The organism is Acinetobacter sp. UBA3106 (genome assembly GCA_002365595.1).
Taxonomy (GTDB): Bacteria; Pseudomonadota; Gammaproteobacteria; order Pseudomonadales; family Moraxellaceae; genus Acinetobacter.
The window spans coordinates 74,968-86,938 of the sequence record DFAM01000009.1 but is presented as its reverse complement, the minus strand read 5'-3'; the positions used below and the strand labels follow the sequence as shown (position 1 = coordinate 86,938).

At 43.9% G+C, this 11,971-nt stretch carries 8 protein-coding genes; 5 read left to right on the top strand and 3 right to left on the bottom strand.

Translation table 11 applies throughout. The annotated features are described in order from the left end of the window. Positions 1-17: 17 nt before the first annotated feature. The gene (gene msuE / locus B4C48_RS03075; protein ID WP_291354144.1) at positions 18-752 is read right to left on the bottom strand and encodes an FMN reductase; all 735 of its coding nucleotides are present in this window, start codon (positions 750-752) and stop codon (positions 18-20) included. Positions 753-1,128: 376 nt separating this feature from the next. Here msuE and B4C48_RS03070 point away from each other — a divergent pair, with 376 nt between their 5' ends. Then, positions 1,129-1,779 carry a response regulator gene (locus B4C48_RS03070; RefSeq protein WP_291354260.1) on the top strand — a complete coding sequence of 217 codons (651 nt, stop codon included), beginning with the start codon at positions 1,129-1,131 and terminating at the stop codon, positions 1,777-1,779. 96 nt (positions 1,780-1,875) lie between these two features. Here B4C48_RS03070 and B4C48_RS03065 read toward each other — a convergent pair whose 3' ends face one another. Both B4C48_RS03065 and B4C48_RS03060 read right to left on the bottom strand, forming a co-directional pair. Continuing rightward, positions 1,876-2,643: a hypothetical protein gene (locus B4C48_RS03065; protein ID WP_291354142.1), complete on the bottom strand. Its 768-nt coding sequence runs from the start codon at positions 2,641-2,643 to the stop codon at positions 1,876-1,878. A 414-nt stretch (positions 2,644-3,057) separates the two neighbouring features. Beyond that, positions 3,058-6,549: a hybrid sensor histidine kinase/response regulator gene (locus B4C48_RS03060; RefSeq protein ID WP_291354140.1), complete on the bottom strand. Its 3,492-nt coding sequence runs from the start codon at positions 6,547-6,549 to the stop codon at positions 3,058-3,060. A 182-nt stretch (positions 6,550-6,731) separates the two neighbouring features. Between B4C48_RS03060 and B4C48_RS03055 the strand changes: the two genes are divergently transcribed. From B4C48_RS03055 to betT, 4 genes are all read left to right on the top strand, one after another. After that, complete coding sequence (locus tag B4C48_RS03055; RefSeq protein ID WP_291354138.1) at positions 6,732-7,064, top strand: DUF485 domain-containing protein; 333 nt, start codon at positions 6,732-6,734, stop codon at positions 7,062-7,064. Position 7,065: 1 nt separating this feature from the next. After that, positions 7,066-8,781: a cation acetate symporter gene (locus tag B4C48_RS03050; RefSeq protein WP_291354135.1), complete on the top strand. Its 1,716-nt coding sequence runs from the start codon at positions 7,066-7,068 to the stop codon at positions 8,779-8,781. Positions 8,782-9,089: 308 nt separating this feature from the next. Then, on the top strand, positions 9,090-9,782 hold the full coding sequence (locus B4C48_RS03045) for an ion channel (RefSeq protein WP_291354133.1): 693 nt from the start codon (positions 9,090-9,092) through the stop codon (positions 9,780-9,782). Between the two features lie 174 nt (positions 9,783-9,956). Then, positions 9,957-11,927 (top strand): choline BCCT transporter BetT, encoded by a 1,971-nt coding sequence (gene betT, locus B4C48_RS03040; protein ID WP_291354131.1) that lies wholly within the window; start codon positions 9,957-9,959, stop codon positions 11,925-11,927. The last annotated feature ends 44 nt before the right edge of the window (positions 11,928-11,971 follow it).

Genomic DNA, 11,971 nt, shown 5'->3' with positions numbered 1-11,971 from the left:
GTAATTCTTTAGCTGCCTTAAGCCACCTGTGACTTCGGTGCTTTTTTGCTGTGCAGGCGAGCTTCGGCAGCATCCAGACTTGGAACAGCCGCAGAAGGCAGCACTTCTTCTTGCTCAATTTGCTTGTTGATGCCGAGGTTCTGGTTAGCCTGTTGAGATTTTTCTTTCACGACTTCAGCACGTTGGCCTTTCGCTGGTGCCCATTCCAGGATTGGCAATGCACGTGCTACCGCAAGAGTAATGCGGTCGCGCAACAGTTCGCTGTGAATGGTGTATTCCGGGGTAAAGTCTTTGTCGGTTGCATAGACACCAATTGGTAAGGTTTGAGCCTGGAAGAAGCTGAACAATGGACGCAATTGATGTTCCAGCACCAGTGCATGGCGCTCACTGCCACCAGACGCTGCAAGGAGTACCGGGACATCGACCAGTGCAGTTTGTTCTACAAAGTCAAAGAAGTGTTTGAACAGTCCTGTGAAGGAAGCACGGTAAACCGGGGTGCCCACAATGATTGCATCCGCTGCTTCAACGGCGGCCAAGTCATCTTGCACACGTTGTGGCAACTGGTTACGGTAAATCGCACCGCCCAGTAAAGAACCGATTTCACTAAATTTAATAAAATGTACATTGATTGGGGTGGCTTCGGCTAATTCATCCACAATGGCCTGAACTAGGGCTTCGGTTTTAGAAGGATTGTTTAAGCCACCTGATACAGCAACAATATTTAAGGGTTTTTGCGCATTTAAAATAGACATTTTGGAATAACCTAAAACATAAAATCTCGGAATAGGTTTATTAATCAATAGCAGGCTTATTCTGTAAAATAAGTAAATCAAGAAAAGTTATCTTATTTTCAGATATCAAGAAAAAAGTCACTAAAATGCCGGCTAGTTTATTTTAAATTTTTGATTTTTATATTTATATTCATTGTTAATAAGCATTTTGAGTTAGCCGATAAAATTTATATCAAAATGTGATTAGATTTAAAGAAATTAAGAAAATGCAGAATTTTGTCAATTTCTTAATCCGAATGTGGGCTTAAATGCAAAAATAGTGAGATCTTGCATATCCTTAGATGCGTGACTATGGTTAGAATAGAAACCACTGTGCACAAGATCTTTCATGTCGCTTATGAATATTTTAATCGTTGATGACCATCCGTTGTTTCGTCATGCCTTGATTCAAGCTGTTCGTTACAGTTTGCCGCAAGCACAAATTCAGGAAACAGCTGCAGTAAATGAGTTTTATGAACGCTTAGATAATGGACCGGAACCAGATTTGGTTTTACTAGATCTCAATTTACCGGGAGCTTCGGGCTTTTCAGCTTTAGTTCATGTGCGTGCACAATATCCATCCATTCCCATCATTGTTGTTTCTGCGCATGAAGAAACGTCAATTATTCAACGTGCCATAGCGCATGGTGCGATGGGTTATATTCCGAAATCTGCGCATCCAAGCCATATTGGCGAAGCAATCCGTCAGGTACTGGAAGGGGAAATCTGGTTGCCGCCAAATTTACCTGCCAACATGAATTTTGATCCGCGTGCAGCAGATGAAACTGCACTGGCAGAACGTATTCAATCACTGACACCACAACAATTCCGGGTCCTGATGATGGTGGCGGAAGGTCTGCTGAATAAACAGATTGCTTACGAACTGGATGTTTCTGAAGCCACTATTAAGGCCCATGTGACTGCTATTTTCCGTAAACTGAACGTGCAAAACCGTACTCAGGCCGTATTGGCGATTAGCGCTTTGAATATTGAAGAAAAGAAAATGTAATCTGCTGAATACAGCATTGAACGAAAAAAGGCACTTGATACAAGTGCCTTTTTTGTACGCAATGACTTAAAGAGTCAAAGCACTACGTGCTTGAGATTAGGCGACACAACTTTGTTTAGGAGTAAGGTCGGTGCAAAATAATGGATTTAATGCACATTGCAATTCATCGATCTGTTCCTGCGACACGTAGGATTTTTCTTTCAGATAGTCGGCTACGCTGTCATCGCGCAAACTTAAGAATGCAGCATCATAAACGCCCAAATCGACAAATAAGGCTGCGGTTTCCAGACTGTTAAAGCGGTCCAGATAAATATCATTGCCATACATTAAGAAAATATGATCTTCATTAGCATGTGGATTGACATTTAAATATTTGGCCAATTCCAGAGGCGGGGTTTTGATAAACAGCAAATCAGACAATTCATCAAATTGGGTGGTGTCTAAAACATTTTCATCGGTTTTAACTTTACCCAGCCATGCTTTAAAGACCAGCACTGCACCACCACGCAATAACATGCTCCAAATCTGGTGACGTACTGGATCAGTCAAATCTTTAGATTCAGTTTGCAAGGATTGAATCAGTTTATCTTCCTGTTCTGCAAGCCGTTCAAATAATCCTAAACCTTGTGGTTTATAGGCAGCCGGGCTAAACACATCGAAATTCAAATCGGCAAAGACCTGCAAAGCGAGCGGAACCGCACTTTGATACAGGGTATTCAATGCTTGAATATGGGTGTCATTTAACTTGCTGTATTTAAATAATTCAGTCCATTGGATTTCAGGCAGTAAAGCATTGGCGCCGTATTGTCGGTAAAACTGTTGCGATTGATCCAGATCATGAAGCCCGGTTTCTGAAATATTCATTTTTAAACTCCTATAATGCGTAGCATGATCAGCTTCTGCGGCATCTTGTTTTAATGGACTTGTAGAATATAAAAACTGATCTTTTCTTGTTCTTATATATGCGCGAGAGTCGAGCAGAACGGTATACGACTAAAGTTATAGAAGACATTTTCCTATATAAAAAATTATTTAAAATTAAATAATTATAAAATTGTAACTAAGTATACAAGTGTATATTTAAATTTTGATGTTCTATGCCATAGCAAATAAAGATGTGTAATTTTTAGCCAGTAAAATTATAGTTAAAATAAAGAAATTGAGCAGTTTCGCCTATAGTGAAAAATAAATTGCTAATTGGCTTAAAAATACTGGATTTAGACAATAAAACGCCCACTTCAATTTAATGAAATGGGCATTTTATTGGGTATCAGCAATTTAAGAATTGGAGATTTTTAAACCTGATAACCAAGAGCGAAGTGAGGCTGGTTTTAACGGTTTTTTCAGCAGCACAATATTCAGCTCTTTCAACTGCTGTGGCAATTCAGGATCGGAATCTGCGGTAATCAAGGCTACAGGCAGCTGTTCCTGACGATTTTCCAGAATGAAATCCAGTCCGATTTTATTGTTATTCAGATGCTGATCGACCAGCCACACCTGAATATTCTCTTGCTGGATCAGCTCGAGCGCCTGTTCCGGTTCAGTCGCCTTAAACACTTGATAGCCCCATTTGGTCAGTAAGGTAGACATTCCTTCCAAAATGGTTTCATCATTGTCCAGACATAGAATTTTATAAGCCTTGCTTTTCAGCGGCGTTGCCTGGACAGGCGCTGTCACCACTTTCGGTGCATCCACGATTGGCACTTCAATCATGAAGCAAGAACCCTTGCCATATTCGGAATAGACATGCACCGGATAGTCCAGCAGACTGGTCATACGCTGCACAATCGCTAGGCCGAGTCCAAGACCCTGCTCGCCCCAAGGCGAAGTATGGCCGCAGCGCTCAAACTCCTGAAACAGCTTGATGCGCTGTTCTTCGGCAATCCCCGGACCTGTATCCCAGACACCAATACGGATATGCTGCGGTCTGTCGCTAGAACGAAGTACGCCCACGACAACCTTGCCTTTAGCGGTATAGCGCAGGGCATTGCTGACAAAGTTTTGAATAATCCGGCGAATCCACTGTGGATCGGTATCAATCCAGAACTGCGCATCATGCACACTGAATTTAATGCCACGCTGAGCTGCAATGGATTTAAATTGCAATTCCAAATCACTTAATAAATCATGCAGTGGATAAGGCTGACGTTTCGGCTGGATGGTACCGCCTTCCAGACGGGCAATATCCAGCAGGGCAGACAACATGCTTTCTGCACCATGCAAGGCACGATCAAGCTGTTGCAGAGTCTTGCGGTCTTCCTCCGACTGCACGCTTTGTTCTAAAGCTGTGCTAAACAAACGTGCTGCATGCATGGGTTGCAACAGGTCATGACTGGCAGCAGCAATGAAGCGGCTCTTGGACATATTGGCACGATCGGCCTGTTCACGGGCCAATTGCTGTTCAGAAAGTGCATCGGCCAGCTGTTGGGTACGGTCTTGTACCCGTGCTTCAAGTACTGCTTCATTTTCACGGAAAGCGGTAATATCGGCAAAGGTCGTAACAAAACCACCGCCTTCAATCGGATTGCCGCGCATCTGGATCACACGGCCATCTTTACGAATCCGTTCAAATTCATGCGCGCTACCCATGGCCATCCAGTGAATCCGTTTGCGCACATGCTCTTCTACCGAGCCGGGGCCACATTCACCACGTTCGGCGTTATAACGGATCAGATCGGCAATCGGACAACCGACATAGACAATATCTTTGGGATAATCGAACAGTTTCAGGTATTGATTGTTCCAGGCCACCAGACACATATTTTCATCGACCACACTCACCCCTTGGGTCATGTGGTCAATCATGGTCATGATCAGGTTCTGGTTAAAACGCTGCCATTGTGAGGCCTGATCCAGAATATTGGCGACCTGACCAAGGGCTAGACCATTATTCACCATCGCCGTAGTGAGTAGGGTACGCGCAGAAGCGGCACCAATGGTTCCGGCAAGATATTGTTCAGTGAAGCGCCACCACATGCCATTGGCATTGCTATTTTCATTCAGTACCACGTTGTTTTGGGCACAGAACTGGCGAAAAGCTTGAGTGGCCGGTCCTTCACCGGTAATCCGTTTAGCCAGGGTAATTAAATCGCCCACTTTTAGACGGGCCACATCCTGATGAGAATAATTGATCTCGCTTGAGGCATTGTGAGTCGGCAAAGGTTTGGTTTCATAATAGAAAAAACTTTCCGCCTGAATCTGCTCGGCAATACTGGGACGGAAGACGCGCGACACCCATACATATAGCACGATATTCAGACCCAATGCCCAGGTCACGCCATGGGTGAGAGGAGCAAAAGACTGGAAACCAAACAGCGCTTCGGGACGTAACCAGTTAATTCCTAATGGACCGGCCAACAGGAAATGTTCGGTAAACTGATGATATTCAGCAGGTAGACTGCGCAGTACGGTAGGCAACAGCAAGGTATAGGCCCACATGGCAAAGCCGGCAATCAGACCTGCATATACGCCCTGTTTACTGCCACCACGCCAATACAGGCCACCAATCAATGCTGGAGAAAATTGTGCCACGGCACTGAAGGCCAGTAAACCAAATACTGAAAGCTGGTCAATGTCATTAAAGAAATGGAAGAACAAGAAACCCAGTAACATGACCACTAAAATGCAGACCCGACGGGTGAATTTCAGTACCAGAGGCAGACGTTTGTCATGACGTGAAAGTAAGCCGGTACGCCATAAGGCAGGCATAATCAGGTCATTACTCAGCATAATCGACAAGGCCACCGAAGACACCAGCAGCATGCCGGTAGAAGCTGAAAAACCGCCCAGAAAGGCTAATAGCGTCAACCACTCCTGATCATAACTGAGCGGTAAGGACAGTACCGCTACATCGGGGATGGCTAAAAAGTGTGGTGCAGCATGCAAGGCCCAGCTAGCAATCGGAATAATCGCAACCGTGGTCAGAATCAGATAAGCGGCAAACCAGCGACGTGCCCCACGAATATGTTTTTCATCGCGCAGTTCAACGACTGCCACATGAAACTGACGTGGCAAACAGATCACCGCCAGTGCGGCCAATAAGGTTTGTACCCAAAAGGTTTCCGGCACCCCAAACAGTTGAACCTGGGTAAAGGTATCCACCACATCACCGGAAATTTGTACCAGGTTGTCAGGCGCATCCAAGACAAAAAATAGGGCCACACACAGCAGGGCAAACAGTTTGACAAAAGACTCAAATGCGACTGCCAGCATTAAACCGCCATGCTGTTCAGTATTGGCAATTTGCCGAGTGCCGAACAGCATTGCCAAAATGGCCAAAATTCCAGTCAGGAAAAGCACACTATTGGTGGTACCCTGGACGCCGCTATTTTCTTGAAGAATGACTGAGGCACTTAAGGCAATCGCTCTCAGCTGCAAGGCTAAATAGGGAATAATTGCGATGACGGCAAGAATGGTGACTAAGGACGCCAAAGGGCCGCTTTTGCCATAACGTGCAGCCACAAAATCTGCAATGGAGGAAATGGCATGATGCTGACGCACACGGCCTAAACGGCGCCAGATATCATAACCCACCCCGACAAAGATCAATGGACCTAAGTATATGGGAAGAAAGATAATTCCTTCACGAACCGCAGCGCCGGTTGCCCCGTAAAATGTCCAGGATGAGCAATACACCCCTAAAGTTAAACTAAAGAGTAACATCCGGCCGCGGGTACTTAAGCGACTCGCGTGTTTTTCACCAAAAAAAGCACAGATAAAAAGTAATGCGATATAAAGGGCGAGTACCCCGATAATGAGCCAACTATTCATATTGCCTACAGCATAAATTTATGTCGTAATGATACCCTATCTAATAATCTCACCGCTTTAATTGATCAAAATTTAACACCAAAGTCGTAATTACAAGAACCCAATAAGATTGTTAAGTTAGACAACGAAATAATTCGAATTAAAAAATAGCACCTAGGCTGGGTGCACACAGGAGCATGATTATGGATGAGGCACAAGTAGAACGTATTCTACAGAATCCCAAATTTAAAGAAATGGTCAGCAGAAAAAGCAAATTAAGTTGGACATTAACAATCATCATGTTGGTGGTTTATGTCGGCTTTATGCTTTTAGTGGGCTATAACAAAGAATTCTTAATGAGTTCATTTAGCGGTGGTGTTACAACTTGGGGGATACCACTAGGCTTAGGCATCATTGTATTGTCTTTTGTTTTATGTGGGGTTTATTCCTATATTGCCAACAATAAGCTGGATGCACTGAATAAAGAAGCAATGCGTGAAGTTGAAGCAATCACTCATGAAAAAGGACGTTTATAAGATGAAATGGAATTCATTGAAAACGGGAGCAGTTGCTGCGTCTACGTTAATGATGTCAGCTATGGCAATGGCAAGTCCGGATTTGGGTACAGCTGAACAGCAAGCCACCAACTGGCATGCCATTATCATGTTTGCAATTTTCGTCAGCTTTACTTTGGTTATTACCAAATGGGCAGCCAAGCAAACGACAAGTACCAAAGACTTCTATACTGCCGGTGGCGGTATTTCTGGTTTCCAGAATGGTTTGGCGATTGCCGGTGACTATATGTCGGCTGCATCGTTCCTCGGTATTTCTGCGATGGTATTCAGTTCAGGTTTTGACGGACTATTATACTCATTAGGCTTCATGGTGGGCTGGCCAATCGTATTATTCCTGGTGGCAGAACGTTTACGTAACCTGGGTAAATTCAACTTGTCTGACGTGGTTTCATTCCGTCTGGAAGAAAAACCGGTACGTACTTTGGCTGCATTCAGTTCACTGGTAGTCGTGGCGTTCTATCTGATTGCACAAATGGTAGGTGCAGGTCAGCTGATCAAGCTTCTATTTGGTTTGAACTATAACATTGCTGTGGTGATTGTCGGCTTGCTGATGATGGCTTATGTAATTTTCGGCGGCATGCTGGCAACCACTTGGGTACAAATCATTAAAGCAGTGATGTTACTTTCAGGTGCAACCTTTATGGCTTTCATGGTGATGAAAGGCGTAGGCTTCAGTTTCTCTGAAATGTTCACCCAATCGATCCAGGTATTCTCTAAAGTACATGACATTTCTTTAGCAGAAGCGGGCAATATCATGGGCCCAGGTAAACTGGCGGCCAATCCAATTGATGCCATCTCGCTGGGTCTTGCATTGATGTTCGGTACAGCAGGTCTTCCACACATCTTGATGCGTTTCTTTACGGTAAAAGATGCCAAAGAAGCACGTAAATCTGTGGTGGTTGCTACCGGTTTCATTGGTTACTTCTATCTACTTACTTTTATCATTGGTTTTGGTGCGATCCTTTACGTATCAAACAACCCTCAATTCCTTGATGTTGCAAAAATGGCAGTAACTGGCAAGTTGGAACTTGTTGGTGGTAACAACATGGCAGCGGTGCACTTGTCTGATGCTTTAGGCGGCGACTTGTTCATGGGCTTCATTTCAGCAGTGGCATTCGCAACCATTCTTGCGGTAGTTGCTGGTTTGACATTGTCGGGCGCGTCTGCAATCTCACATGACTTGTATGCAAACGTATTCAAGAAAGGTCAAACGACGCCTGAATCTGAATTGCGTATGTCAAAAATTGCGACTTTAGGTCTTGCAATCTTTGCCATGATTTTGGGCATTCTGTTCGAGAAACAAAACGTTGCCTTCATGGTTGGCTTGGCGTTCTCTGTGGCATGTTGTGCAAACTTCCCGGTTCTTGTACTTTCAATGTTCTGGAAAGGCTTGACTACACGCGGTGCGGTGATTGGTGGCATGGTAGGTCTGGTAACAGCAGTGACCCTAATTATTCTGTCTAAAGCGGTTTGGGTCGATACTTTGGGTATTTCTGATACACCAATCAACCCATTCAATGGTCCAGCAATCTTTGCAATGCCATTATCGTTCCTGTGCTGCTGGTTGTTCTCTGTGACTGATAACTCAGCACGTGCTCAAGCAGAGCGTAAGGCATTTGATGCACAGTTTGTCCGTTCACAAACTGGTATTGGTATCTCTGGTGCATCCGATCACTAAGAGATAGCGAGTTTTAAAAAAGCCCCGTCAGGGGCTTTTTTTATGACTTCAGCAAATAGAAAAAACTGGATAAGAATGTTTTGACCAGGTTTTGGCCGGGTGAAAAATCTTATCTCAATCACTTCTGTCTGGCACGATTCAGCTTTGTTTGAATGGAATTGAACATTGTTAAAGAACGGGATTGTTCAATCATTTTTATACAAATGTTTCACTGGTTGTTGAGGGGATTTGTGCTAAGTTGATTAAAAGAAACATAAAAAAATGCTGAAAAATTGAGTCATAAGAAAGGCAATATTCTGGAGCAAACAATGCAGGCTATTATTGATGTGTGGAAGGTATTTCGCTTATTGCCTTCAGCATGGCTACTTTTATTACAATTTATCATTTTGATTTTGTCTGTTGCAGTCAATTACAGCATTCCTTACCGTACGCTCATCTGGTTATTGGGAGTGCTGGTGTTATTGGTGATTGCCAAAGTCATTCGGCAAACGCCTATGTTTACCTTTTTGGGCCTAAGTTTTGTCAGTGGTGCGGTGATTTTTTCTTCCCTGATTTTATTAGGCATAGAAAATCCATGGATACAGGTGATTGCCCATGGCTTTGAAGCCGCTGCTTACTTTAGTGCAGCTTATGGTCTGCTGCGCTATATGTTCGAAGACCGCTATTTAACCCGAGATGAACTGTTTGCTGCGGGTGCGGTATTTACCCTGCTTGCCTGGGGATTTGCATTTTTATATAACGTTTGCCAACTGTTGGTGCCGGCAAGCTTTCAGAATCCCAATGTGGCAGGTTTACAAAGCTGGCTTGATTTACTGTTCTTGAGCTTTAGTTTGCAGTCCGCAACCGGCTTGTCCGATCTGATTCCCCGAAGTGCCCCTGCACGGGTACTGGCCTTGCTGCAAATGTTCTGCGGGGTGATGTATTTGGCCCTGATTGTGTCACGCCTAATCGCCTTGCAATATATTGTCCATTTACCCAATCGGGATAAAAATAAAAAATAGATTCGATTTTTGAATAAGTTACAGGAATGTAACTGCTTTGTTCTGATTATTTATTTATGATGCTTTCGAGTTTTTATTTAGTTCTACTGAGCTCGTCTTTTATTTATCTTCGATAAATGCTTCATTTGACCAACTTGGTCTGTCACGTTAATTAAAATATAAAATGGAGGATATATGCCTTCTAAAAATTCATCCTGGTTTGCCAACGTCAATCCAAATGTGTTTTTAAGTACGGTCGCTATTATTGTCATCTTCCTCGCAATAGTGGTTTTAGCACCGAATTCTTTTGATCTGATTACCAAACAGCTCAATCAATGGGTCACCGATTCTTTTAGCTGGTTCTATGTTTTATCGGTGGCGATATTTCTTATTTTGCTGATTTATATTGCACTGTCGGACATGGGTAGAATTAAACTCGGTCCTGACCATAGCCAGCCCAGCTATAGCAATGCTTCGTGGTTTGCTATGTTATTTACCGCAGGCATGGGGATCGGGCTGATGTTCTTTGGAGTTGCCGAACCGGTCATGCATTATGTTTCGCCCCCGACAGGTCCGGCTGAAACGATCCAGTCTGCTCAACAAGCCATGCGGGTGACTTTCTTCCACTGGGGCTTGCATGCCTGGGCGATTTATACCCTCGTGGGTCTAGCGCTGGCTTATTTTGCTTATCGGCACAATTTACCGCTGAAAATCCGTTCTGCCTTATATCCGATGATTGGCCAGAAAATTTATGGTCCGATGGGTGATGCAGTCGATACCTTTGCCACCCTTGGTACCGTATTTGGTGTGGCGACCACCTTGGGGTTTGGGGTCACCCAAATTAATTCGGGATTGAACTATCTGTTTGGAATCCAGCAATCGGCAGGTACCCAAGTTGTGCTGATTATTTTGGTCAGTGCCATGGCCTCCATTTCGGTATTTTTTGGACTGGATAAAGGCATTAAACGGCTGTCTGAATTAAATTTGATTCTGGCACTGATTTTATTGCTGTTCGTATTTTTTACCAGCTCGTCTATTTATTTACTGCAAACCACCATTCAAAATGCCGGGCAATACATCTCAAATTTATTTGCGATGACCTTTAATTTATATGCCTATCAACCCAATGGCTGGATTGGTGGCTGGACCATTATGTACTGGGCCTGGTGGATTTCATGGTCGCCATTTGTGGGAATGTTTATTGCCCGGGTATCCCAAGGCCGCAGCATTCGTGAATTTATTGTCGGAGTCTTGCTCATTCCAACGGGTTTTACCCTGATCTGGATGGGCTTTATGGGGAATGCCGCGTTATATAGCATTTTGCATGAAGCCAATCATGCGCTGGTTTTGGCAGTACAACGTGATTCATCGGTTGCGTTATTCCAGTTCTTACACAACTTGCCTTTTTCCAGTGTCATGAGTTTGCTGGCAACATTTTTAGTAATGCTGTTTTTTGTAACTTCTGCAGATTCGGGTGCACTGGTGACCGATTATTTAACTGCAAAATCTGAAAACTCTCCGACCTGGCAGCGACTGTTTTGGACGGTACTGATGGCATTATTGGCGATTGTGCTGCTGTTGGTGGGTGGGCTGGGTGCATTGCAGTCAGCCACCATGATGAGCGCCTTACCGTTCACTTTCATTATGCTATTGATCTGTTGGGGGCTATTAAAAGCTTTACGCCTAGACATCACTAAAATGAACGCATTGCAAGAAGCGCGGATTACCCCACGGGCGATTCAAAACCCACGCAGCTGGCAACAACGTCTGGGGCTGATTATGCATTATCCGCATACTGAAGCGGAGGTGAAACAGTATATTGAGACTGAGGTAGCTAAGGCTTTTCAAAGCGTGCAAAAGGAGTTTCAACGACGTAAGTTGACGGTGAATATTCTTTCAATTGCTGATGGTCTGGAATTGAGAGTCGATCATCATGATGAAATTAATTTCATTTACCAAGTGGTAACACGCGAAACCGTTCCGCCGAGTTTCATGCCAGAAATGACTGCGAATGAAATGACCTATTATCAGGCAGAGGTCTTTTTAAGAGAAGGCGGTCAGAATTATGATGTGATGGACTGGACGTCAGAAGATTTATTACAAGATATTATTGATCAATATGAACGTCATTTACACTTTTTAAGTCTGGTTCGAACATCTGAATAAATCCAGAAAATAAAAAAGGACGCTTAAAGCGTCCTTTTTTGAAT

What these genes read in the sequence shown, in the direction of transcription:
- B4C48_RS03055 (WP_291354138.1), top strand. Translation starts at nt 6,732, where the DNA reads ATGGATGAGGCACAAGTAGAACGTATTCTACAGAATCCCAAATTTAAA.
- msuE (WP_291354144.1), bottom strand. Translation starts at nt 752, where the DNA reads ATGTCTATTTTAAATGCGCAAAAACCCTTAAATATTGTTGCTGTATCA.
- B4C48_RS03065 (WP_291354142.1), bottom strand. Translation starts at nt 2,643, where the DNA reads ATGAATATTTCAGAAACCGGGCTTCATGATCTGGATCAATCGCAACAG.
- B4C48_RS03045 (WP_291354133.1), top strand. Translation starts at nt 9,090, where the DNA reads ATGCAGGCTATTATTGATGTGTGGAAGGTATTTCGCTTATTGCCTTCA.
- betT (WP_291354131.1), top strand. Translation starts at nt 9,957, where the DNA reads ATGCCTTCTAAAAATTCATCCTGGTTTGCCAACGTCAATCCAAATGTG.
- B4C48_RS03060 (WP_291354140.1), bottom strand. Translation starts at nt 6,549, where the DNA reads ATGAATAGTTGGCTCATTATCGGGGTACTCGCCCTTTATATCGCATTA.
- B4C48_RS03070 (WP_291354260.1), top strand. Translation starts at nt 1,129, where the DNA reads ATGAATATTTTAATCGTTGATGACCATCCGTTGTTTCGTCATGCCTTG.
- B4C48_RS03050 (WP_291354135.1), top strand. Translation starts at nt 7,066, where the DNA reads ATGAAATGGAATTCATTGAAAACGGGAGCAGTTGCTGCGTCTACGTTA.